Origin of the sequence: Nonomuraea sp. NPDC051191 (assembly GCF_044455665.1) — a bacterium.
In the GTDB taxonomy this organism is placed as follows: Bacteria; Actinomycetota; Actinomycetes; order Streptosporangiales; family Streptosporangiaceae; genus Nonomuraea.
Genome location: NZ_JBITEZ010000010.1, coordinates 152,715 through 176,876, shown reverse-complemented (window position 1 = coordinate 176,876; position 24,162 = coordinate 152,715). Strand labels below are relative to the sequence as shown.

The window sequence follows — 24,162 nt, the reverse complement described above, 5'->3', positions numbered from 1 at the left end:
TGTCTAGATTCTTAACACTTCATCCCGATATTTCGGGATTCAGGGGATTTTCGGCCAGGGAGGGTGGTCCCTCCCTGGCCGGGGGCTCAGGCCGCGGCCTTGGCGGTGATCGCCACGCTCGCCTGGCGGGTGACCCCGCTGACGGTGACGGCGACCGTCACCTGTCCGGCCCGCAGGGCCGTGATCGTGCCCGCGTCCGGGTCGAGCACCGCCACGTGCCACGGCTTGGCCGTCTGACGGGTGCCGACGTGCAGGTTGGGCGAGCCCGACCAGGAGACCGAGACCGGGTAGGCGGCCGGCACGGTCCGGTCGTCCTGCCGGATCGCCGCCGTGACCGGCGCGGGCGCGCCGACCGCGAGGGTCGCGGGCGCGGTGAGCGTCAGCTCGTCCACGTGCGGCCGCACCTGCGTGCCGATCCAGCCGGGCGCGTCGATGAACCAGTTGCGCCGTACGTGCTCGGCCTCGGCGGGCGTCACGGGGTCCACGCCCCACAGCGACCAGCCGGTGAAGCCGCCGTCGTCGGGGGCGGTGGCCGGGTTCTTGCCGGAGTTGCCGTTGACGAAGTACGGCACCGCGTCCACGCGCGAGGCGTTGAACGTGCCCACGTGCCCGCCGATGTAGGCCGCGCCCTTGCCGGTGTCGCGCTGGAAGTCGGCCAGCCAGCCCTCGACCAGCGCGGCCTCCTTCCGGTCGCCGAGCTGGCTGCCCTTGCCCGGCGTCGGGTCGCGCGGCGGCACGTGGAACAGCACGGTGACCGACCCGACGGAGGCGTCCTTGGCCGCCTTGTCGAGCTCGGAGCGGAGCATCGCCACCTGGTCGTAGTCGCCGCCACGCAGGTTCAGGCGGGAGGTGTCCAGGGTGATGAAGCGGGTGCCCTTGTGGTCGAACGTGCCGTACGTGTCGCCGAAGACGGCCTTGAAGTTGTCGATCTTGCCGCCCATGACCTCATGGTTGCCGGGGATGTAGCGATATTTCAGCTCTCCTCCCAGCTCCTCGTCGAGGATCTTCTTCGCCAGCGCGAAGTCCTCCGGCGACGCCTCGTCCACCAGGTCGCCGTTGATCAGCAGGAAGTCGGGCTTGGCGGCCTTGATCTCCTTGAGCGTGCGGCGGGCGTTCCTGACGATGTCGCTGTCGGGGTTCCGGGCCACGAACTGGGCGTCCGACATGACCGCGAACCGCCAGGGCGCCTTGGCCACGTCCGCCTTGACGACGGGGTCGGCGACCTTGGGCACGGCCGGCGCGGTGATCGACGGCGACACCTTGGCCACCAGGCCGTCGATCAGGATGTCGTTGCCGTACTTGGCGTCGGCCCTGGTCTCGGCCACGTAGAAGCGCCGGAGCTTGAGCGGGTAGTTGACCCCGGCGGGCACCGGGAACTCGACGTACTGCCAGCCGGTCCACGTCATGTACGGCCCACGCAGGATCTGCGACTGGCCGAGCGCGTCGTAGAACTCCAGGCTGGGCCACTCCCCCTTGCCGGTGGAGTTGATCCACAAGCCGAACGCCTGCGGCTGCCCGTCCACCACGATCTGCTGCGGCGGGCTGGCGTAGGCGGCCCGCGTGGCGGTCGAGGTGGTGAAGTCGTAGGACAGCTTGAGCCCGCCGCCGCTCTGGCCGGGCGCGGCCGACAGCGAGCCGGTGGCGCGGGCGGCGGCGAAGGTCCACTTGGCCGCGTCCTCGAAGTCGGCGACCGGCTTGGACTCGAAGCCGACCGTCACCGGGACGGCCGTGGTGATCTTCCCGACCTTGGCGGTGATCAGCCCGGAGCCGGTCGCCTGCCGGGCCTTGACGGTGAAGTACCCGTGCTCGGCCGGGGTGACCTCGAACAGGTTCCGGTCGTAGTCGAGGGTGAGGTCGTCCGGCTCGATGGGCGCGGAGTTGCCGTTGTGGTCGTAGCCGACGACGCCGAAGGCGGCGCTGCCGTCCGCGCCGGAGATGCCGAGCCGGTCGGCCGTCGCGCCGAGCCGCTGCAACGGCTGGAGCACGGTCAGGCCGATCGTGCCCTTCGCGCCGCCGCGCGAGGCGGTGACGGTGGTCTGGCCGGGCACCAGAGCGTGGAACCTGCCGTTCCTGATCACGCCGTGCACGGCCGGGTTGGCCCGCCACGACGGCGTGCCGGCCGCGGGCCCGTACGTCTCGTCGTAGCCGGCGGCGGTCAGCCGCCTGGTGAGGCCGGGGAAGACGCGGTCGGGACGGCCGCCCGCGACGGGCCCGACGCCGGGCGCCTTGGCCGGGTCGCTCGCGGTCTCCAGCCAGAAGCCCTTGAGCTTGCCGCTGCCCTCGGGCGCGTACAGCGCCAGGCCGTTGGGCACGTGGCGCTCGCCGCCGTCGGAGGGGCTGTTCTCCACCTGCACCTCGGCCGAGCCGGGCTCGCGCGCCAGCAGGGTGGAGGAGCCGCCGCCGTCGAGGTTGAGCGCGTTGGCCGCCCCCAGGTCCACCATCATGGCGGCCAGCTCGTTGAGCGTGACGCCGCGACTGTCGGCCTGGCGGCCGTCCACGGTCAGCAGGTACATCTTCCTGCCGTCGGCGGAGAAGCCCACGGCGGTGCGCGGGTGCGCGGCCGGGTCGGTGCTGTTCTGCACGACGCCGTCCTTGACCAGGACGTAGTTGCCGCCGACGGCCGCCTTGACGGCGGAGCCGTCCGACGCCTTCGGCTGGTACTTCACGTCCACCCGGTCGCCGGCCTTCAGAGCCGACAGGGCGGCGGCGCCGGCGTCCCGGCCGAGCAGGATCGTGGTCCCGGCGGGGATGGGCCCGCTGCCGGCGGCGGCGCGCACCTCGGTGACGACGCCGTCCACCAGCACGACCTCGGCGACCGTGGCGGCGCCCTCGACGGCGCGGGCCCGGTTGTAGGAGCCCCACAGCGGCGTGAACAGGCCCACGCCGCCGTTCTGCACCATCTGGTTGAACTGGGTGAGCGCGATCGGCGCGGCGCCGGAGGGCGTGGCGGTGCCCTCGAAGTACATCTTGAGCACCCGCCCGACGCCGTCGCCGGTGACGGCGACCGCGTTGTCGTGCCCGGCGACCGGCGACTGGACCAGCGTGCCGTCCTGCACGCCGATGCCCTGGGCGGCGCCGGAGTTGTTGATGTCGAAGAAGTCGCCGTTGACCGCCGCCACCGCGCGGGAGCGCCCGGCGGGGCCGGACAGCGGCTCGGTCCTGGTCACCTCGCCGGAGAAGACGTAGTCGGCCTTGGGCCCGCCCTTGCCGCCGCCGAGGTCGGCGGTCAGCGCGTCGGCGCGCAGCCAGCCCAGCGCGTCATAGGTGTCGAACGAGGTCAGCGAGAGGCCCGGCGCGACCGGCCGGGTCCTCTTGGCCGTCTCCAGCCGGGGCTGCCCTGCGGCGGCCTGGCTGATCAGCGTGGAGGGCGGCGGGTAGGAGGACGCCGTCAGCGCGTCCTCGGCGGGCGTGGTCGGGTCGGCCTGCGCGGGCGCGCTCAGGGCCACCGGCCCTAAAACGAGCGCGGCGGCGGCCAGGAAACGGAGGGTCTGCACGACCGAACTCAATCGCTCGTGGATATAAGTTTCAAGACTTGAGAGTGAACTAAAAGAAAATTTCAGATCTTGTCGCGTCCCCGGCCACGCCGGACGATGGGACGCGTGGATCGACAGGCGCTCTACCGCGACCCGTACCCGCTCTACGCCCGTGCCCGCGCCGCCCCCGGGCTGACCTTCGCCGAGGAGCTGGACGCCTGGCTGGTGGCCCGGCACGACGACGTGCGCGAGGTGCTGTCCAGGCCGGACGACTTCTCCTCCAAGGGCGCCCTGCGGCCGGACGTGATCCCGAGCCCGCGGGCGTTCGCCGAGCTGGCCGGGGTGCCGGGCGGCGCGCCCGTGGTGCTGAGCACGGACGGCGAGGCGCACCAGCGTTACCGCAGGCCGCTCACCCGCGGCCTGTCGCCCGCCCGGGTGGCCGCCGCGCTGCCGTTCGTCACCGCCACGGCCGCCGAACTGGTCGCCGGGCTCGTCAAGACGGGTGGAGGCGAGTGGATGTCCCGCTACGCCAGGCCGCTGCCCGCCGCCGTGATCGGCCACCTGCTGGGCCTGGACCCGGCCGATGTGCCGACCGCGATCAGGGGCGGCTTCCGGGCCGAGGAGCTGCTGTTCACCCCGATGCCCGAGGAGCGGCAGATCGCCGCCGCCCGCGAGGTGGCCGCGCTGCGGCGCCTGCTGGCCGCCCACGCCGGCCGCTCAGCCGAGGCCGCCGACCTGACCGGCGAGGTGGTGCGCGGCCTGGCGCCCGGCCCCGGGGAGCCGACGGCCGCCCAGCGCGACGAGATCGCCTCCAACGTCGAGAACGTCATGCTCGCCGGACATCTCACCACGACCGCGCTGCTCGGCTCGGTCGTGCACCGCCTGCTGCGCGACCGCCGCCAGTGGGAGCTGCTGTGCGCCGCCCCGGCCGAGCTGATCCCGGCCGCGATCGAGGAGGCCGCCCGGTACGAGGCGCCCGTCCAGGGCTTCCGCCGCCGTGTCACCAGGCCGCTCACCCTGGCCGGCACGCCTTTGGAGGAGGGCGCAACGGTGTTCGTCTCGTTCGCCTCGGCGGGCCGCGACGAGGCGGCGTACGAGCGGCCCGACGTCTTCGACATCACCCGTCCGCGCGCCCGTCACCTGGCGTTCGGTCACGGCGTGCACGGCTGCCCCGGCGCGTTCCTGGCCCGCGAGCAGCTCCGGGTGACGCTGGAGCTGCTGGTGGCGGAGCTGCCCGGCCTCCGGCTGGCCCGCGAGGACGTGGTGATGGCCGCCACGCTCATCCACCGCGCGCCCGAGGAACTCCATCTGACCTGGTGAGCCGGGCAAGGGTCTCCTCGTAGGCGGGGTCGAGCCAGTAGTCGGAGTGCCAGCGCGCCTCGGGCAGCGGCTCACCCGGCCCCGGCTGGAGCGGGTCCCAGCAGAACCGGTCGACGGTCTCCTCACCCTCGCCCGCCGGACGGGGGCCGAACGGGTCGACCCGGCGGAAGACGGGCCCGCCGATGGGATCGCTCAGCCGGTAGAGGTTCCGCCAGCGGACGGCGTCGCGCATCGCCGACAGGCCGGGGGTGCCGAAGTAGGCGGGGAAGAAGGCGGCGTACAGGCGGCGCAGCGGCGAGCCGTGGGTGAGCAGCCGGACCCGGGGCCGCAGCTCGGGCCGCACCTGGAGCACGAGCGCGGCGGTGAGCACGCTGCCCTGGCTGTGCCCGGACAGCACGACCTCGTCGTCGGCCGTCCTGGTCAGGATCTTGACGCGGGCCAGCAGCTCGGGGATCACCCGCTCGGTGTAGCAGGGCGGCGCGAGCGGGTGGATGGCCCGGGGCCAGAAGGTCGAGACGTCCCAGAGGATGCCGACCGTGCGCCGCAGCCGCGTGTCGCTGTACGTGCGGCGGCCCAGCAGGACCAGGCCCACGACGATCGCCGTCATGGCCCAGCTCCCGACCGAGGCCAGCAGTCCGGCCAGCCCGCCCACCGGGGCGAACAGGTGGAACCGGTAGATCACGGTCACCGCGGCGGACCCGGCCACGCCGAGGCCGGTGAGCACGGCCAGCACGAGCCCGGCGCGGTCGGTGAGCGAGGCCAGCGCCCACTTGCCCGCCACGTCACGGTCATAGGCGCCGTAGTAGGGGGTCAGCTTGGGCGTGAGCGCGGCGGCGGCGGACCCGCGGACCATCCACAGCTCGGCCGCCACGGCGACGAACCCGATCACCAGCAGCGGCACGAGCGCGGCCGTCCACCAGACCGGGTCGTCGAGGTAGAGCCTGCGGTCGACCGGACCGGGCTCGGCGACGGAGGCCGGCACGCCGAAGAAGGTGGCGGTCCAGAACAGCAGGCCGAGGGCGAGCACGTTCGCGCTGCCGGCCGCCACCATCAGCGTGAACCAGGCCGCCACGCCGCACAGCGCCCGCCGCTCGATCGGGTCGCCGGTCTCGGCCGGCCGGTCCATGCGGGCCAGGACGATCGACGCCACCAGGATGAACAGCCCGAGCCCGAGCGTCAGCCCGAACTGGAACGCTCCCACGCCGATGCCGGGAAGCTGCCGCCCCGGCAGCGCGGGCGACATCCCGGTGAGGGCGGCGGCGATCGTGGCCACGAAGGTCAGTGGCCCGGCCACCCGCAGCACCCGGCACGCGCCGGTGAGCCAGGACGGGACCGCCTCCCCCGGGGCCAGCCGCCTGGCGATCCCGGGCAGCGCCGCCAGCACGGCGGCGGCGACCTGGACGGTGACGTTGGCCAGCGTCAGCGCCAGCCCCCGCGGGTCGCCCACGAACGGCGCCGACACCGCCAGGCTCACCGAACCCAGCGCGAAGGCGACGTGCACGGCCCGCAGCCGCCACACGGGCGCGCCGCCGTGCCACAGCCGCGGCCGGGCCAGCAGCGGCCCCGAACGCGAGCCGCCGCCGGGCGGGACCCCGGTCTGCTCGTCGCGCTCCCAGGTGCGCCGCACCAGCCACCACAGCAGCACGACCACCGCGAACGGCGCCAGCGCGGCGACGGCCAGCCGCCGCGACGGCTCGGCCCCCCACAGCTCGCTCATCCAGTGGACCCAGGCCGGCGCGCTCTCGCGGGCGCAGGCCCGGCCGGCCGCGGTGCACTGCCAGCCGATGAGATCGACGCTCGCCCGGGTGACGGCGCCGACGAGGGTGCCGGTGAGCAGCAGCGCGAACAGCCGCTGCGCAGCCTCGGCCACGTGCCGCAGGCGGGCGCCGGCCGGCGGCCTCGGCAGCATGAAGTAGGACAGGTTGGCCAGGGAGAAGGGCAGCAGGAGCAGCCAGAGGGCGATGGTCCGGCCGCCCGAGGTGAGGCCGCCCCAGGCGTAGGCCTCGCGGTGGCGGATGCCGGGCAGGTCGTCCTGGTCGCCGTCGGGCCGGCCGCCCGGCCACCAGCGGCGGTAGAAGCCGGTGGTGGCGTCGCCGGCGATCTGGCGGGGGTGGGGGTGGTTGAGGATGCTCGCCGGCGGGGTGCCGGAGACGCCGTGCACACGTAGTTCGGTAATGCCTCCGCAGGTGGGGTCCAGGAATCCGTCCATGAGATCAGGATCACGCAAAGTCACCGATTACGCAAAGTAATGGAATGGTCACTCGAATGGGATGCCGCTCCGGCCCTCTCTTTCCGGCCAGAGCCCAGTGGGGAAAGCCGCATTTCCCCACGAAAACACCTTGCCGGGCGTACATCTGAAGCCAGGGCACTCTGTGCGGGTGAAGCGAGGCATGATGACGACGACGCTGCCGCCGCAGAATTCTTCGGGGCCGAACGAGCAGATCCGCACCGCGCGGATCAACGGCTGGTACACCGTGCTCGCGGCGGCGCTGGCGGCCGTGGTGACGTTCGTGGGCACGGTCGCCTACCAGGAGGCCGCCAAGGAGCGGCAGGGGTGCGCCGCGACTCCGAGCCGCGACAACTGCGACAGGAAGTACGCGAGCGTCACCGGCTGCGAGAAGGACGCGATCACCGTTCCCGGTGGCACCGCCGTCCGGACGGTTCCCGCCGGACGGATGGTTCTGGAGCTTCGCTGGAGCCGTACCTGCCAGACGTTGTGGGCCCGGGCGCAGCCGCAGAACGACGTCTTCTTCCTCCAGCCCTGGATAGAGCCCGACAGGAAGGACGCCACCCGCTTCTTCGCCGCGGGTGAGCGCACCCGGGGATGGCTGGAGTCGCCGATGGCCTTCATCCCGGGAGGGAACGTCGCCGCCAAGGCGTGCTCGTTCGCGGGGCGCGGCCGGCCGGACGCCCAATACGCGTGCACGGCCATGCTGATGCCGGACGGCACCGACGTCACCGAGAGCTAGGACCTGCGCCGCACCGGGGCGATGTCCGGCCGTCCGGCGCGGCGTCCTGGCGTGGGCCGCCCGCGGACGGGCACCATGATCTACGTGACCGCGGACGGCGACGGCGAGGCGCGGGCCCACTGGATCGACAGGGAGACGGTCGCCTGGACGGTGGATCCGTCGCTGTCGCACGCGCTGGCCTGTGCCCCCGACGGCGGCATCGCCTGCCGTGACGGCCGCCTGACCGGCCACACCCTGACCATCCCGCTCACCCCGGGCACACTGGACGACGAGCGGCGGCGGGCCTGGCCGCACCTGGCCGACCGCGCCGCGCTCAAGCTGCCGTCCGCGGACGTCGGGCTGGTGAGGGAGGCCCTGCGCGGCCAGGTCCTGGCCGTGGCCCGCGACGGGTCCGGCGCGGTGGCCGCCGCGACCGGCGTGCAGCTCCCGGGCGTGCTCGACGACGTCTACGCCGCAGCCACGCGGGCCCGGCTCGGGCCGTCGGGACGGCTGCTGCCCCGGCTGGCACTCTGGGCGCCCACCGCCCGGCGGGTGGAGCTGGCGCTCGGCGGCCGGGTCCACGCGATGCGGCTGGACGAGGAGACCGGCGTGTGGTCGATCCGCGGCCTGCCCACCTGGTACGGCAGGGACTACACCTATCTCGTCACCGTCTACTCCCCCGCCGCGGGCCGCGTCGTCACCCGCGAGGTCACCGACCCCTACAGCCTGGCCGCCGCGCCCGACGGCGTGCGCAGCAGGCTGGTCAGCCTGGACGACCCCGCGCTCAAGCCGCCCGGCTGGGACCGGCTGGCCAAGCCCGAGCCGGTCCCGCTGGACCGCGCGGTCGTCTACGAGTTGCACGTCCGCGACTTCTCCGCCTCCGACGCGACCGTGCCGGAGGAGCTGCGCGGCACGTACGCGGCCTTCTGCCGGGACGGCGACGGCATGCGCGAGCTGCGCGCGCTGGCCGCGGACGGGCTCACCCACGTACACCTGCTGCCGGTGTTCGACCTGGCCACGATTCCCGAGCGCCGCGCGGACAGGACCGAGCCGGAGCACGACCTCGCCGCCCTGCCGCCCGACTCCGAACGGCAGCAGGAGATCGTGGCGCTCACCGCGGACCGCGACTCCTTCAACTGGGGCTACGACCCGCTGCACTACACCGTCCCGGAGGGCTCGTACGCGACCGACCCGGACGAGCGGATCAGGGAGTTCCGCGCCATGGTCGCCGCGCTGAACGAGGCCGGCCTGCGCGTGGTCATGGACGTGGTCTACAACCACACCCACTCGGCGGACGTGCTGGACCCGATCGTCCCCGGCTACTACCACCGCCTGCTGGAGGACGGTTCCCTGGCCACCTCCACCTGCTGCGCCAACACCGCGCCCGAGCACGCCATGATGGGCCGGCTCGTGGTCGACTCGGTGCGCACCTGGGCCAGGCAGTACAAGGTGGACGGCTTCCGCTTCGACCTCATGGGCCACCACCCGAAGGCCAACATCCTGGCCGTGCGCGCCGCCCTCGACGCGCTCACCCCCGAGCGCGACGGCGTGGACGGCCGCTCGATCATCCTGTACGGCGAGGGCTGGAGCTTCGGCGAGGTGGCCGGCGACGCCAGGTTCGAGCAGGCCACGCAGGCCAACATGGCCGGCACCGGCATCGGCACGTTCGACGACCGGCTGCGGGACGCGGTGCGCGGCGGCAGCCCGTTCGACGCCGACCCGCGGGTGCAGGGGTTCGGCTCCGGCCTGGCCGGCGCGCCCAACGGCGCCGCGGCCAACGGCCCGGAGGAGCAGCAGCGTGAACGCCTGCGCCACTGCACCGACCTGGTCATGCTCGGCCTGGCCGGCGGCCTGCGCGACTACGTGCTGCCCTCGGGCCGCAAGGGCTCGGAGGTCGTCCACAACGGCGGTCCCGCCGGTTACGCCGCCCGCCCGGACGACGTCGTGACGTACGTGGACGCGCACGACAACGAGACGCTGTTCGACGCGCTGGCCTACAAGCTGCCGGCGGGCACGCCGATGGCCGACCGGGTGCGCATGCAGGTGTTGTCGCTGGCCACGGTGCTGCTGGGGCAGGGGGCGGCGTTCGTGCACGCGGGCAGCGAGCGATTGCGCTCGAAGTCGCTGGACCGCAACTCCTACGACTCCGGCGACTGGTTCAACCGGCTGCTGTGGGACTGCTCGGCGGGCAACGGGTTCGGCGCGGGCCTGCCGCCGAGGGCGGACAACGAGGCCGCCTGGCCGTACGCCCGGCCGCTGCTGGCCGACCCCGCGCTGCGTCCCGGCTGCGCGGCGATCGGGGCGGCGCGGGCGGCGTTCGGGGAGCTGCTGCGGATCAGGGCCTCGACCCCGGCGTTCGCGCTCGGGACGGCGGAGGAGGTGCGGCGGCGGCTGTCGTTCCCGGCCTGCGACGAGGGCGTGATCGTGATGCGCGTGGACACCGCGGGGCTGGACCCGCGCTGGGACGCGGTCATCGTGGTGCTCAACGCCACCCCCTCACCCGGTACGCGGGCGGTGGCGGCCCCGCCCGGCCGCCGGGTGGCGCTGCATCCCGTTCAGGCCGCCTCGGCGGACGAGGTGGTCAGGCGGTCGTCGTACGACCCGGCGGGCGGCACGCTGACGGTTCCGGCCCGCACAGCAGCCGTTTTCGTAATAAGTGCCGAAAATCCCTCTTAAATCGAATTTCTGGTGCCATAACCGTGAATAGCGGTTGAGGAATGATCGCCTCGCCTGGGGGAACCATTGCCTGTGGAAGATGCCCGATCACTGGCTTTGACGCGCACGACAGCGCAAACTGGATAGACGGCGATCGCGTGGAGCATGGAGCACCCGTGGACAATCACCTTGATCACATGCCGGTCCTGTCCCGCGGCAGGCATCGCAACCCGAAACGCGGCGCCTGTTTCATGGAACTGGCGTCCTATCTGGCCGGAGAGCGGTGGAGCGACCATCCGGCCTGCACCCATCCGCTGCTGGCCGCACTCGCCCGCCTGGTCAACGACAACACCGGCGACGAGAGCCGCGCCGAGCTGGTCGGGCTGGTGCCGTCCATCATCGGGCTGGCGGGCGACGACCTGCGGATCGACGCCCACATCGCGCTGCGCTGCGCGACCACGGCCCTGCCGGTCGCGGCCGCCGAACGCCAGCTCGCGCTGGCGGTGTCGGTGCTCGCGGCCGAGGAGATGCTGGCCAGGCTCGACGGCGCGCCGTCCGGGCGGCTGAGCGAGGCGAGCCGCAGGGCGATGGAGGAGGTGCCGCACGCGGCCGAGCAGGCCAGGCGCTTCAGCCGGGCGGCCAAGATCACCGAGAAGGGCTTCCGCCGGTACGCGGCGCCCAACGCGGTGCAGCTCGCCGTGGTCGGCATCGTCCAGGCGTGCATCAAGGACCCCGACGCGCTGCTGCGCAGGCTGCTGGAGGAGACGATCGCCGACTGCGAGGCGCTCATCCGCCGCCCGAAGGCCACCCGTCCGGCCGCCACGCCCGATTCCACTGTGCCCGATTCCACCGCGCCGGCACACGCCTGACCCGGTGACGTCCCTCCGGCGCCCGCTCGACGGGTTCCGGGGGACGTCCGCGTGCCCGTCCCGGAATGGGGGGAACGTGGGTGCGGGGCGGGAAAACCGCAGATCAGGCTAGCCTCTCCTTCGTTGCGGATCATGCCGGAAGGGCCTAGATTCCGTGGCGAATTGCCATTAAGGGGAGGATTGTCATGACTGTCGAGCTTGTTAGGCCCTACTCTCCTGAGAAGCACCACAGCCACCGTGACGTCACCGGCGGCTGGTTGCGTCCGGCGGTGTTCGGGGCGATGGACGGGCTGGTCTCCAACGTGGCGCTCATCGCCGGAGTCGTGGGGGCCGCGGGCGCCGGACGTGGCGCGGTGCTCGCCGGGTTCGCGGGCCTGGTCGCGGGGGCGTGCTCGATGGCGGCGGGCGAGTACACGTCGGTGAAGTCCCAGACCGAGCTGATGCGGGCCGAGATCGCCGTGGAGCGGCGCGAGCTGGCCCGCAATCCCGACGGCGAGCGGGCCGAGCTGGCCGCCCTCTACCGGTCGCGCGGCCTGGACGCCGACCTCGCGCGCCGCGTCGCCGAGGGCCTGTCGGCCGATCCGGAGCAGGCGTTGCGCGTGCACGTGCGCGAGGAACTGGGCGTGGACCCCGACGACCTGCCCTCGCCCTACCTGGCGGCGGGCTCGTCGTTCCTGGCCTTCGCGATGGGGGCGCTGGTGCCGCTGGCGCCGTTCCTGTTCGGGGCGTCGGGGCTGTTCCTGGCGCTGGCGCTGAGCATGGTGGCGCTGTTCGGGTTCGGCGCGGCGGTGGCCGTGATGACCGCGCGGCCGTGGTGGCTGGGCGGCCTGCGCCAGCTCGGGCTGGGCGCGGGTGCCGCCGCCGTCACCTTCGGCCTCGGGCACCTGCTCGGCGTCGCCGTCTCCTGACGCCGGCATGCCCGCCCAAAAGCGCCCGCCCAGGAGCGGCCCCCGGGAGGCCGTTCAGGGGCGGCCGGCGACGGCCAGGTTGACGCCGAGGGCGATGAGCGCGGCGCCGGTCAGCCCGTCCACGGCCTTGCGCACGCCGGACCGGGCGAACACCCGGCGCAGCGTGCCGACCACGTTCGCCACCGTGAGGAACCAGACCACCGTGCCGGCCAGCGCGACCGCCGACAGCAGCAGCGTGCCGCCGAGCGCGGTGCCCTCCCTCACGAACTGCGGCACCAGGGCCACGAAGAACAGCGCGGCCTTGGGGTTGAGCACGTTGGTCAGCAGCCCTTCGGCGAAGGCCGCCCACGGGCCGTTGTCCGCGGGGCCCGGCAGGCCGAGGTCGAGCGGGCCGCCCTTGCGCAGGGCCGCGCGCAGCGCCTTGACCCCCAGGTAGAGCAGGTAGGCGGCGCCGACCACCTTGACCACGGTGAAGGCCATGGCCGAGGCCGCGAGCAACGCGGCCACGCCGGTGCCCGCGGCCACCACCCAGACGGCCACGCCCACGGCGATCCCGGCCGCCGCCGCCATGCCGTGCCCCCGGCCCGACAACGCCGAGCGGCGGACCACGACCGCGAAGTCGGGGCCGGGCGACATCGCCCCGAGCATCACCAGGGCACCGAAAGCCACGAAATGCGGCAAAGAGATCATCATGGCGTCCACCTTACGAGGACCCGGCCCTCCGGGACCAAGGTGGAGACCTCCCACGTCCAGCTCGGCACCGTGATCATCTCGGCGGGCTGGTCGAGCGTGACGGGCGTGTCCAGCAGGACGGAGTGAGGCGTGAGCGGCAGCCCGCCGCCGGGGATGACGACGGTGCACAGCGGGGTGCGCTGGCTGGGCCCGTCGGGCTCGTCCGCGTCGCTGGACACCCAGGTGGGCTCGCCGTCGAAGAACGTGCACACCAGCGCCCCCGCCGGCGCCGCGCAGGAGTGGCGCAGGGCGCCGGCGGGCAGCCAGGCGTGCTCCCCCGGCAGGTACGTCACTCCTGACACCCGCAGCTCGCCCTCCAGCAGCACGAACTCCTCCCCCGCCAGGTAGTGGCCGCGGCCGGGCCGGCTCCACCGGGGCGGGAGGCGGACCAGCGACGTGCCGCCGCCGAGCGGGGTGACGCGCACCGGCAGGTTGGAGCCGGGCACCAGGGCGTCGTGTCCGGGCAGCCCGGCGTCGAGCAGATCGATCAGCACATCAGTGGATGTGCCCGTTACCTCCTGCGATGCCACTTCTTGAAGATTGTCCGGATCGTCAGCACCAGGGCGAGCCCGACGAGCTGGCCGCCGAGCACGATCCGGTTGACGTCGACGGCCGGACGCCACCGCACCTCGCCGTCCTTGATCACGAACACCCCGGCGGGGGTGGCGCTGTAGCCGAAGCCGCCACCGCCGCCGCTGCCTCTCTCCTCACCCTTCTCGTCGAGGCCCTGCCCGTGGCCGGCCCCGCCGCCCTGGGCGACCCGGGCGACGGGGACGACCAGGACGTCGCCGTGGCGGATCGGCTCGCCGAAGACGCGCCTGACCGTGACGACGTCCTTCGACTGCTCCAACAGCTCCTTGATGTCCATGGCCCTCATCGTTCACCCGGATCGGCCGCTAGTCGAACGTGGTGGAGATCTCGTGCCAGCCGCCCGGCGCGATCTTCTCGGCCGGCTCCGGCCCCCAGGTGCCCTTCTCGTACGGCATCGGCCGGTCGGGCAGGTCGAGCAGCCGGCCCACGATCCGCCACGACTCCTCCACCAGGTCGAACCTGGCGAAGCGCCGCGGGTCGCCGCTGACGGCGTCGGTCAGGATGCGCTCGTAGGCGGCCTCCATGGGCCCGAGCACCTTGGTGAAGTCGACGCTCACCGGCACCGGGATCGTCCGTTGCCTGCCCGGCTCCTTGGCCAGCACGTCGAAGGTCACCCCGGCGTCGGGCTGCAGCCGGAACCTGATGAGGTTCGGCCCCGGCGGCACGTCGCCGCCCCGGAACATCGTCACCGGCGGCCTGCGCAGCTCGGCCACGATCTCCAGGTCGGTGGTGGGCAGCGCCTTGCCCGAGCGGATGCACCAGGGCACGCCCGCCCACCGCCAGCTGTCGATGTAGAGCCGCATGGCGACGAACGTCTCGGTGGTGGAGCCGGGCCGGACGCCCGGGGTGTCGAGGTAGCCGTCGTACTGGCCGCGTACGACGTGGGCCGGGTCGATGGCCTGGACCGCGCGCAGCACCCGCCACTTCTCGTCGAGCTGGGCGCGGGCGTCCATGGACGGCGGCGGGTCCATCGCCAGGATGGCCAGCAGTTGCAGCAGGTGGTTCTGGACCACGTCGCGGACCGTGCCGTTGGCGTCGTAGAAGCCCCCGCGGTCGGCGACGTCGAAGTCCTCGGCCATGGTGATCTGCACGCTGCGCACGTAGTTCCGGTTCCACAGGGGTTCCAGCAGCATGTTGGCGAAGCGGAACACCATGAGGTCCTCGACCGGCTCCTTGCCCAGGAAGTGGTCGACCCGCCGCAGGTGGTCCTCGTCGAAGTACTTCAGCAGCTCGTCGTTGAGCCTGCGCGCCGAGTCCAGGTCGTGCCCGAACGGCTTCTCCACCACGAGCCTGGCGTCGTCGTTGAGCCCGGCCCCGGCCAGCCCCTCGGCGACGACGGAGAACAGCGCGGGCGGCACCGCCAGGTAGTGGACGAGGAACCCCTTGCCCTCCACCTCCGCCTTCAGCTTCGCGAACGTCTCGGGATCGCGGTAGTCGCCCGCCACCAGCCGCAGGTTGCCCGCCAGCTTCTCGAACGCCGCGTCCTGGACGCCGCCGCAGGCCTCGCGGGCGTGCTCGCGCAGCCCGTCGAGGTCCATGTCGGTCTTGGCGACGCCGATGATCGGCAGGTCGAGCCTGCCGTCGGCGCTCAGGTGGTAGAGCGCGGGAAGCAGCATCTTGCGCGCGAGGTCGCCGGTGACGCCGAACAGGACCAGCGCGCCCGCCTTCCCCTCCCCCATCTCAGACCTGCCTTCCGCGCAGCTCGCGGTACCTGCGGACGAGCTGTTCGGTCGAGGAGTCGGGGAAGGTCTGCGGCGGCTCCTCGGAGGTGAGCGCGGGCGCCACGTCGAGCGCCATCTTCTTGCCCAGCTCGACGCCCCACTGGTCGAAGGAGTCGACGCCCCAGATCGTGCCCTCGACGAACACGATGTGCTCGTACAGCGCGACGAGCTGGCCCAGCGTGGACGGCGTGAGCTTGGTCACCAGGATCGTCGAGGTGGGCCGGTTGCCCGGCATCACCTTGTGCGGCACGATCTCCGGCGGCGTGCCCTCGGCCGCGATCTCCTCGGCGGTCTTGCCGAAGGCCAGCGCGCTGGTCTGGGCGAGGAGGTTGGCGGTGAGCTGGTCGTGCATGCCCTCGCGGTCCTCGAACGGCTCGGCGAAGCCGATGAAGTCGGCCGGGACGAGCCGGGTGCCCTGGTGCAGGAGCTGGTAGAAGGCGTGCTGGCCGTTGGTGCCGGGCTCGCCCCAGAAGATCTCGCCGGTCGGGACGGTGACCGGGCTGCCGTCGGCGCGCACCGACTTGCCGTTGGACTCCATCGTGAGCTGCTGGAGGTAGGCGGGGAAACGGTGCAGCCGCTGGCTGTAGGGCAGCACGGCGCGGGTCTCGGCGCCGAAGAAGTCGGTGTACCAGATGCCGAGCAGGGCCATCAGGACCGGCATGTTGGCGTTGAACGGCGCGGTGCGGAAGTGCTGGTCCATGCTGTGGAAGCCGGACAACATCTCGCGGAACCGCTCGGGCCCGACCGCGATCATCAGGGACAGGCCGATGGCGCCGTCGTAGGAGTAGCGGCCGCCCACCCAGTCCCAGAAGCCGAACATGTTGTCGGTGTCGATGCCGAACTCGGCGACCTTCTCGGCGTTGGTGGAGACGGCCACGAAGTGCTTGGAGACCGCGTCCTCGCCCAGCGCGCCGACCAGCCAGGAACGGGCGACCCTGGCGTTGGTCAGCGTCTCCAGCGTGGTGAAGGTCTTGGACGCGACCACGAACAGCGTGGTGGCCGGGTCGAGGTCGCGCAGGTTGCCGAGGATGTCGGCGGGGTCGATGTTGGAGACGAACCTGGCCTCGACGCCGGCGTCCACGTAGTCGCGCAGCGCCTCGTAGGCCATGGCCGGGCCGAGGTCGGAGCCGCCGATGCCGATGTTGACCACGGTCCTGATCGGCTGCCCGGTGGCGCCCTTCCACTCTTTGGACCTGACCCGGTCGGCGAAGGCGCTCATCTTGTCCAGCACCGCGTGCACGTCGGCCACGACGTCCTGGCCGTCCACGACCAGCTCGGCGTTCTTCCGCATGCGCAGCGCGACGTGCAGGACGGCGCGGTCCTCGCTCACGTTGATGTGCTCGCCGCCGAACATCGCGGCGATGCGCTCGCGCAGGCCCGACCGCTCGGCCAGGGCCACCAGCAGGCCGATCGTCTCCTGGGTGGCGCGGTGCTTGGCGTAGTCGAGGTAGAGGTCCCCGGCGCTCACCGTCATCCGCCCGGCCCTGCCCGGGTCCTCCGCGAACAACTCACGCAGCTGCTTTCCCGCCAGCTCCTCGTGATGCTTGCCCAGAGCCGCCCACTCCTGGCTCTGGCTGATGTCGCCGTTCACCGCTTCCTCCTCATGTGTCGCCAAACCTGATCACATCGTCCCGTACTCGCAGGAGATCCGCTGAGCCGGGCTCCCGACAGGGAACCCCGTACCCCACGGGGATGATTCCGCGCACGGCGGCGGTCACTCTTTGCCTTCAGTGGGACTCGCGGCCGACGGCGTCGCCGGAGGAGCCCGTCAGGAAGTCGAGATCGGCGCCCTGGTGGGCCTGGGTGACGTGGTCGACGTACAGGCGCTCCCAGCCGCGGGCCGGGCGGGCATGGCCGGTCATGACCGGTTTCCTGGCGGCCAGCTCGGCCTCGGGGACGTCCACGTCGAGCCTCCTGGCGGCCACGTCGAGCACGATCGGGTCGCCGGTGCGCACCCTGGCCAGCGGACCGCCGGCCGCCGCCTCGGGCGAGGCGTGCAGGACGACCGTGCCGTACGCGGTGCCGCTCATCCGGGCGTCGCTGACCCGCACCATGTCGCGGACGCCCCTGGCCAGCAGCTTGCGCGGCAGCGGCAGGTTGCCGACCTCCGGCATGCCCGGGTAGCCCTTGGGCCCGCAGCCGCGCAGCACCAGCACCGAGGTCTCGTCCACGTCGAGGTCGGGCGAGTCGAGCCGGGCGCGGGCGTCCTCGACGCCGTCGAAGACGATCGCCCGGCCGCGGTGCCGCAGCAGCTCCGGCGAGGCGGCCGCGGGTTTGATCACGGCGCCGTCGGGCGCGAGGTTGCCGCGCAGCACGGCGATGCCGGCGTCGGGCAGCAGCGGGTCGGAGCGCCGCCTGATCACGGTGTCGTCCCAGATCTCGGCGCCGGCCAGGTGCTCGACCAGCGGCCTGCCGGTGACGGTGATCGCCGCCGGGTCGAGCAGGTCCTCGACCTCCCGCAGCAAGGCGGTCAGCCCGCCGGCCCTGAACAGGTCGTCCATCAGGTGGCGTCCGGCCGGCTGGAGGTCGGCCAGCAGCGGCACGCCGGAGCCGGCGCGGTCGAAGTCGTCGAGGCCCAGCTCGACGCCGAGCCGCCCGGCGACGGCCAGCAGGTGCACGACCGCGTTGGTCGAGCCGCCGATCGCGGCCAGCGTCACGATGGCGTTGAGGAAGGAGGCCCTGGTCATCACGTGGCTGGGCCGCCGGCCCGCGCGGACCAGCTCGACGGCGAGCCTGCCGCTCTGGTGCGAGCGCTCCAGCAGGCGGCTGTCGGGGGCGGGGGTGCCGGCCGTGCCGGGCAGCGTCATGCCCAGCGCCTCGGCCATGCAGGCCATGGTGGAGGCGGTGCCCATCGTGTTGCAGTGGCCGCGGCTGCGGATCATGGACGACTCGGAGGCGAGGAACGCCTCGCGGGAGAGCGTGCCGGCCCGCACCTCCTCGCTGAGCCGCCACACGTCGGTGCCGCAGCCGAGCGGCACGCCGCGGAAGTGCCCGGTCAGCATCGGGCCGCCGGGCACCACGAGCGCCGGCAGGTCGACCGAGGCGGCCGCCATGAGCAGCGCGGGAATGGTCTTGTCGCAGCCGCCGAGCAGCACCACGCCGTCGATCGGGTTGGCCCGCAGCAGCTCCTCGGCGGCCATCGCGGCCAGGTTGCGCCAGAGCATCGCGGTCGGGCGCACGTTCGTCTCGCCCAGGGACAGAACGGGCAGGTCGAGAGGCACGCCGCCGGCCTCCCACACGCCGTTGCCGACGCTGCGGGCGATCTCGTCGAGGTGGGAGTTGCACGGCGCGAGGTCGGAGGCGCTGTTGGCGATCGCGATGTGCGGCCGCTCCCCCTCGAACGCCTCGCGCGGCAGGCCGCGGCGCATCCAGGCCCGGTGGATGTAGGAGTTCCGGTCGTCACCCGCGTACCAGAGGGAACTGCGCAGTGCCATGTGACGGCACATTATCGGCAGTCCGGGGGATTCAGCATCGCCTGTAGAGGAATGGGCAGGGCATGGACCACATAGACGCGTACTGGCGGGCGGCCAACTACCTGTCCGTCGGGCAGATCTACCTGCTGGACAATCCGCTCCTGGCCGAGCCGTTGCGTCCCGAGCACATCAAGCCGCGCCTGCTCGGCCACTGGGGCACCACCCCGGGGCTGAACTTCTGCTTCGCCCACCTCAACCGGGTGATCTCCGAGCGCGACCAGGACATGATCTACATCGCCGGGCCCGGGCACGGCGGACCGGCCGCCGTGGCGCACGCCTGGCTGGAGGGCACCTACACCGAGCGTTATCCGGACGTCTCGCAGGACGTCGAGGGCATGCGGCGGCTGTTCCGCCAGTTCTCCTTCCCCGGCGGCATCCCCAGCCACGTCGCGCCCGAGACCCCCGGCTCCATCCACGAGGGCGGCGAGCTGGGCTACTCCCTGGCCCACGCCTACGGCGCCGCGTTCGACAACCCCGGCCTGGTGGTGGCCTGCGTCATCGGCGACGGCGAGGCCGAGACCGGCCCGCTGGCCGCGAGCTGGCACTCCGGCAAGTTCCTCGACCCCCGGCACGACGGCGTCGTGCTCCCCATCCTGCACCTGAACGGCTACAAGATCGCCAACCCCACCGTACTGGCCCGCATCCCCGAGCAGGAGCTGTTCAAGCTCATGGAGGGGTACGGCTACCGCCCCCACCTCGTCGGCCCCTCGCACGAGGAGATGGCCGCCACCCTCGACACCGTCTTCGACGAGATCGCCGAGTACAAGGACGGCCAGGACCGGCGGCTGCCGATGATCGTCCTGCGGACGCCGAAGGGCTGGACCGGCCCGCGCGAGGTGGACGGCAAGCCGGTCGAGGGCACCTGGCGGGCCCACCAGGTGCCGCTGTCGGCGGTCCGGGAGAACCCGGCGCACCTGGCCATGCTGGAGGAGTGGATGCGCTCGTACCGGCCGGAGGAGTTGTTCGGCTCCGGCGGGAAGCCGGTCGAGGAGGTGCTGGCGACGGTGCCGCGGGGGCCGCTGCGGATGAGCGCCAACCCGCACGCCAACGGCGGCGAGCTGCTTCAGCCGCTGCGGCTGCCGGACTTCCGCAGGCACGCCGTCGAGGTCAAGTCACCGGCCGCCCGGCTGACCGAGCCGACGCGGGTGCTCGGCGCCTTCCTGCGGGACGTGATCGCCGGGAACCCGCGCAACTTCCGGCTGATGGGCCCCGACGAGACCGCCTCCAACCGGCTGCAGGACGTGTTCGAGGTCACCGACCGGGCGTGGGAGGCCGAGCTGCTGCCCACGGACGAGAACCTGGCCCCCGGCGGCCGGGTGATGGAGGTGCTGAGCGAGCACCTGTGCCAGGGCTGGCTGGAGGGCTACCTGCTGACCGGCCGGCACGGGCTGTTCAACTGCTATGAGGCGTTCATCCACATCGTGGACGCCATGTTCAACCAGCACGCCAAGTGGCTGGAGTCGTCGCAGAAGATCTCGTGGCGGCGGCCGGTGGCGTCGCTGACGTACCTGCTGTCGTCGCACGTGTGGCGGCAGGACCACAACGGCTTCAGCCACCAGGACCCGGGCTTCCTGGACGTGGTCGTCAACAAGAAGGCGTCGGTGGTGCGGGTCTACCTGCCGCCGGACGCCAACACCCTGCTGTCGGTGGCCGACCACTGCCTGCGCTCGCGCGACTACGTCAACGTGATCGTGGCGGGCAAGCAGCCGGTGCTGGACCTGTTCACGATGGAGGAGGCGATCGCGCACAACACGCGCGGCCTGGGCATCCTGCCGTGGGCCTCCACCGACCAGGGCAGCGAGCCGGACGTGGTGCTGGGCTGCGCGGGCGACGTGCCGACGCAGGAGACGCTGGCCGCGGCGGCGCTGCTGCGCGAGCACCTGCCCGAGCTGAAGGTGCGCGTCGTGAACGTGGTGGACCTGATGCGGCTGCAACCGCGGTCGGAGCATCCGCACGGCATGCCGGACGCCGAGTTCGACACGCTGTTCACCGTGGACCGGCCGATCATCTTCAACTTCCACGGCTATCCCTCGCTCATCCACCAGCTCGCCTACCGCCGGCGCGGCCACGCCAACCTGCACGTGCGCGGCTACAAGGAGGAGGGCACCACGACCACGCCGTTCGACATGGCCATGCTCAACGACATCGACCGCTACCACCTGGTCATCGACGTCGTCGACCGGGTGCCGGGGCTCGGTTCCAAGGCGGCGCACCTGCGGCAGCGGATGAGCGACGCGCGGCTGCGGGCCCGCGCGTACACCAGGGAGCACGGCGAGGACCCGGCGGAGATCAGGTCGTGGACATGGCCGGCCGAATTCTCGTCCTGAACACCGGCTCCTCCTCGATCAAGTACGAGCTGGTGGACCTGGGCACCGGCGGGCGTCCGGCGCGCGGGCTGGTGGAGCGCATCGGCGAGGAGCGCGGGCGGCTGACGCACCGGACGGGCGGCGGGCCGCCGTACGTGCGGGAGGAGCGCTTCCCGGGGCACGCCGAGGGGCTGGAGGCCATGCTGGAGGCGTTCGCGGAGGCCGGGCCCGAGCTGGATCCGGACGCGGTCGGACACCGGGTCGTGCACGGCGGCACCCGCTTCACCGGCCCGGCGCTCGTCGACGACGACGTGATCGCCGCGATCGAGGACCTGGCGCCGCTCGCCCCGCTGCACAACCCGGTGAACCTGGCCGGGATCCGGGTGGCGCGGGCGGCCTTCCCCGGGGTGCCGCAGGTGGCGGTGTTCGACACGGCGTTCCAGCTCACGTTGCCGCCGCAGGCGTACACGTACGCGGTGCCGCGGGACTGGCGGGAGCTCGGCGTGCGCCGCTACGGCTTCCACGGCACCTCCTGCGCCTACGTCTCCCGCCGCGCCGCCGCCTTCCTCGGCCGCGACCTCGACGGCCTCGACCTCGTCGTGCTGCACCTGGGCAACGGCGCCAGCGCGACGGCGATGTCCGGCGGGCGCAGCGTGGACACCTCCATGGGGCTGACCCCGCTGGAGGGGCTGGTGATGGGCACCCGTTCCGGCGACGTGGACCCCGCGATCGCCGGCTACCTGGCACGGGTGCGCGGCATGGGCGGCGAGGAGGTGGAACGCGCGCTCAGCCACGAGGGCGGCCTGCGCGCCCTGGCCGGGACGCTCGACATGCGCGAGGTACGGGCCCGCGACGACGAGGAGGCCCGGCTGGCCCTGGAGGTCTACACCCGGCGCATCCGCAAGTACGTCGGCGCCTACTACGCGCTGCTCGGCCGCCTGGACGCGATCGTGTTCACCGGCGGGGTCGGCGAGCACGACGCGGCCACCCGCGCGGAGTCCCTGGCCGGGCTCGACCGGCTCGGCATCACCGTGGACCCGGAGCTGAACGCGGCGGGCCCGGACGGGGAGCGGGCGGTGTCACCGCCGGGCGCGGAGGTGGCGGTGCTGGTCATCCCCACCGACGAGGAATGGGAGATCGCCCGCCAGGCCCTGGAGGTCCTCCCCCGCTCGTGAACCTCGTGCGGTCAGGGCCGGTGGGGGACGGCGGGGACCCAGAAGTCCACCGTGGTCCCGCAGCCGGGGCGGCCGCTCAGGCTCCACCAGCCGCCCGCGATCTCGGCCCGCTCGCGCATCTCGACCAGCCCGAAGTGCCGCAGCGGCCCCTCCGCGTGCGGCGGCGGCCCGGCGCCGTCGTCGGCTACCCGTACGTGCACGCCGCAGTCGAGCGAGACCAGCGAGAGCCGGATCGAGGTGGCGCGGGCGTGCTTGCGCACGTTCGTGATCGCCTCCTGGCAGATCCGGAAGATGGTGACGGCGGCCTCGGGCGGCGGGTCGGCGTCGAGGCGATGGGTGATCTCGAACGTCAGCCCGGTGCCGGCCGTCACCTGCCGCAGGTAACCGGCCAGGCCCTCGACCAGGCCCTCCTGGTCGAGGGCCGGCGGGCGCAGCTCGAACGTCAGGTCGCGCAGGCGGGCGACGGCGGCCTCGACCGCCTCGCCGACGCCCCGGAGCTCGGCGGCCTGCTCGCGGCCGAGGCCGCCCTCCATCGCGCGCAGGCGCATGCCGACGGCGACCATGGTCTGGATCGTGTCGTCGTGCACGTCGTAGGCGATGCGCCGGCGTTCCATCTCCTGGGCCCGCACCAGATGGGCCAGCAGCATGCCGCGCTCGTCGAGGGCGCGGGCCACGTTGCGGCGCTCGGTGAGGTCGCGGGTGACCTTGCCGAACCCGCGCAGCTCGCCTCGGTCGTCGTAGAGGGCCGTGATGACCACGCTGGCCCAGAACCTGGTGCCGTCCTTGCGGACGCGCCAGCCCTCCTCCTCCCACCGGCCGTCGGCGACGGCGACCTCCAGCTCCATGGCGGGCTTGCCGGCCGCGACGTCCTCGGGCGGGTAGAAGACCGAGAAGTGGGTGCCGAGGATCTCCTCGGCGCGGTAGCCCTTGATGCGTTCGGCGCCGGCGTTCCAGCTCACGATCCGGCCCTGGTCGTCGAGCATGAAGATGGCGTAGTCGACGACGTTCTGGACCAGCAGGCGGAAGCGCTCCTCGCTGTCGCGCACCGCCTGCTCGGCCAGGCGGCGCTCGGTCAGGTCGCCGGTGACCTTGCCGAACCCGCGCAGCAGGCCCCGCTCGTCGCGGAGGGCGGTGATGACCACGCGGGCCCAGAATCTGGCGCCGTCCTTGCGGATCCGCCAGCCCTCGTCGGCCACCCGGCCGGCGGCCGCCGCCCGGCCCAGCAGTTGCTCGGGCCGGCCGGCCGCGACGTCCTCGGGCGGGTGGAACACGGAGAAGTGCCTGCCGATGATCTCCTCGGCCCGGTAGCCCTTGATGCGTTCGGCGCCGGCGTTCCAGCTGGTCACGTGGCCGGAGGAGTCGAGAAGGCAGATCGAGTAGTCGACGACGCTTCGGACGAGCAGCTGAATGTCGTCTGACTGCCTGTCTTGACCGGGCATACTGCAGCTTCGCACGGTCCGGCGGAAGACCGGAACCCGGTCAGGCCCGGGAGTGCTCCTGGGCGGGCGCGCCGACGTGCTGCGCCATCTCGCACCACACCACCTTGCCGCCGTCCTCGCCGTCGTCGCCGTCCTCGGCGCGGGAGAAGCCCCAGCCGGTGGACAGCAGCTCGATGACGCGCAGACCCCAGCCGTTGTCCGGTCCGGGCTCGCGCGGCTCGGGCAGGCCGGCGCCGGAGTCGCGCACCTCGATCCGCACGTGGGAGGAGGTGCAGCGGATGCGTAAGGCGGGCGGGCCGTCGCCGTGGACGAGCGCGTTGGTCACCAGCTCGGAGACGACGAGCAGGACGTCCTCGCGACGTCCGCGGTAGCCGCACTCGGCCAGCGCCTCGCGTGCTCTCTGACGCGCCGCGGTGATGCTGCCCATTTCCTCCGGCAGCCGGGTGTCCACCTGGTACGGCGCAGCGAAACTGCCCATCCTCCAACTGTCGGGCAGTACAGGGTCGATCACGAGACGCAGTGGAACCAGCGCGTCCGGTGCGGATGCGGGAC

At 72.8% G+C, this 24,162-nt stretch carries 17 protein-coding genes; 7 read left to right on the top strand and 10 right to left on the bottom strand.

The features are described from left to right. Positions 1 to 86: 86 nt before the first annotated feature. Entirely contained in the window at positions 87 to 3,494 is a 3,408-nt protein-coding gene (locus tag ACIA8R_RS28450) for a phosphodiester glycosidase family protein (protein ID WP_364088143.1), read from the bottom strand. 105 nt (positions 3,495 to 3,599) lie between these two features. Here ACIA8R_RS28450 and ACIA8R_RS28445 point away from each other — a divergent pair, with 105 nt between their 5' ends. Further along, entirely contained in the window at positions 3,600 to 4,793 is a 1,194-nt protein-coding gene (locus tag ACIA8R_RS28445; RefSeq protein WP_364088141.1) for a cytochrome P450, read from the top strand. Here ACIA8R_RS28445 and ACIA8R_RS28440 read toward each other — a convergent pair. Beyond that, positions 4,753 to 7,002 carry a hypothetical protein gene (locus ACIA8R_RS28440; RefSeq protein WP_397041304.1) on the bottom strand — a complete coding sequence of 750 codons (2,250 nt, stop codon included), beginning with the start codon at positions 7,000 to 7,002 and terminating at the stop codon, positions 4,753 to 4,755. The genes ACIA8R_RS28445 and ACIA8R_RS28440 overlap by 41 nt on opposite strands. Before the next feature lie 169 nt (positions 7,003 to 7,171). On the opposite strand from ACIA8R_RS28440, the gene ACIA8R_RS28435 reads away from it, so the two are divergent. The 4 genes from ACIA8R_RS28435 (at position 7,172) to ACIA8R_RS28420 (ending at position 12,173) form a co-directional block, all read left to right on the top strand. Continuing rightward, on the top strand, positions 7,172 to 7,762 hold the full coding sequence (locus ACIA8R_RS28435) for a hypothetical protein (protein WP_397041302.1): 591 nt from the start codon (positions 7,172 to 7,174) through the stop codon (positions 7,760 to 7,762). 75 nt (positions 7,763 to 7,837) lie between these two features. After that, on the top strand, positions 7,838 to 10,417 hold the full coding sequence (pulA, locus tag ACIA8R_RS28430) for a pullulanase-type alpha-1,6-glucosidase (RefSeq protein WP_397041300.1): 2,580 nt from the start codon (positions 7,838 to 7,840) through the stop codon (positions 10,415 to 10,417). Positions 10,418 to 10,572: 155 nt separating this feature from the next. Further along, complete coding sequence (locus ACIA8R_RS28425) at positions 10,573 to 11,265, top strand: hypothetical protein (RefSeq protein WP_357706486.1); 693 nt, start codon at positions 10,573 to 10,575, stop codon at positions 11,263 to 11,265. 185 nt (positions 11,266 to 11,450) lie between these two features. Continuing rightward, positions 11,451 to 12,173, top strand: coding sequence for a VIT1/CCC1 transporter family protein (locus tag ACIA8R_RS28420; RefSeq protein WP_364088132.1), 723 nt, complete (start codon positions 11,451 to 11,453; stop codon positions 12,171 to 12,173). Positions 12,174 to 12,227: 54 nt separating this feature from the next. Here the strand turns inward: ACIA8R_RS28420 and ACIA8R_RS28415 are convergent, their stop codons facing one another. From ACIA8R_RS28415 to ACIA8R_RS28390, 6 genes are all read right to left on the bottom strand, one after another. Next, positions 12,228 to 12,866 carry a LysE family translocator gene (locus ACIA8R_RS28415; RefSeq protein ID WP_397041298.1) on the bottom strand — a complete coding sequence of 213 codons (639 nt, stop codon included), beginning with the start codon at positions 12,864 to 12,866 and terminating at the stop codon, positions 12,228 to 12,230. Then, positions 12,863 to 13,399: a hypothetical protein gene (locus tag ACIA8R_RS28410; RefSeq protein WP_397041296.1), complete on the bottom strand. Its 537-nt coding sequence runs from the start codon at positions 13,397 to 13,399 to the stop codon at positions 12,863 to 12,865. The genes ACIA8R_RS28415 and ACIA8R_RS28410 overlap by 4 nt, the downstream gene beginning before the upstream one ends. 17 nt (positions 13,400 to 13,416) lie before the next feature. Further along, positions 13,417 to 13,773 carry a spore germination protein GerW family protein gene (locus tag ACIA8R_RS28405; RefSeq protein WP_357706492.1) on the bottom strand — a complete coding sequence of 119 codons (357 nt, stop codon included), beginning with the start codon at positions 13,771 to 13,773 and terminating at the stop codon, positions 13,417 to 13,419. 28 nt (positions 13,774 to 13,801) lie between these two features. Beyond that, positions 13,802 to 15,175, bottom strand: a complete 1,374-nt coding sequence (gene zwf / locus ACIA8R_RS28400; protein ID WP_357706493.1) for a glucose-6-phosphate dehydrogenase — start codon at positions 15,173 to 15,175, stop codon at positions 13,802 to 13,804. Position 15,176: 1 nt separating this feature from the next. Beyond that, a complete protein-coding gene (gene pgi / locus ACIA8R_RS28395) occupies positions 15,177 to 16,808 on the bottom strand; it encodes a glucose-6-phosphate isomerase (protein WP_397041294.1) in 1,632 nt (543 codons plus the stop codon). Positions 16,809 to 16,944: 136 nt separating this feature from the next. Then, a complete protein-coding gene (locus ACIA8R_RS28390) occupies positions 16,945 to 18,651 on the bottom strand; it encodes an IlvD/Edd family dehydratase (RefSeq protein WP_364088123.1) in 1,707 nt (568 codons plus the stop codon). A gap of 62 nt (positions 18,652 to 18,713) precedes the next feature. Between ACIA8R_RS28390 and ACIA8R_RS28385 the strand changes: the two genes are divergently transcribed. Then, a complete protein-coding gene (locus ACIA8R_RS28385) occupies positions 18,714 to 21,017 on the top strand; it encodes a phosphoketolase (protein WP_397041291.1) in 2,304 nt (767 codons plus the stop codon). Beyond that, positions 20,993 to 22,171: an acetate/propionate family kinase gene (locus ACIA8R_RS28380; protein WP_397041289.1), complete on the top strand. Its 1,179-nt coding sequence runs from the start codon at positions 20,993 to 20,995 to the stop codon at positions 22,169 to 22,171. Before ACIA8R_RS28385 ends, ACIA8R_RS28380 begins: the two co-directional genes overlap by 25 nt. Positions 22,172 to 22,182: 11 nt before the next feature. On the opposite strand, the gene ACIA8R_RS28375 is transcribed toward ACIA8R_RS28380, so the two are convergent. Together ACIA8R_RS28375 and ACIA8R_RS28370 are read right to left on the bottom strand one after the other, a co-directional pair. Then, positions 22,183 to 23,610 carry a PAS domain S-box protein gene (locus ACIA8R_RS28375; RefSeq protein WP_397041287.1) on the bottom strand — a complete coding sequence of 476 codons (1,428 nt, stop codon included), beginning with the start codon at positions 23,608 to 23,610 and terminating at the stop codon, positions 22,183 to 22,185. Positions 23,611 to 23,650: 40 nt separating this feature from the next. Further along, on the bottom strand, positions 23,651 to 24,088 hold the full coding sequence (locus ACIA8R_RS28370; protein ID WP_397041286.1) for an ATP-binding protein: 438 nt from the start codon (positions 24,086 to 24,088) through the stop codon (positions 23,651 to 23,653). Positions 24,089 to 24,162: the final 74 nt, after the last annotated feature.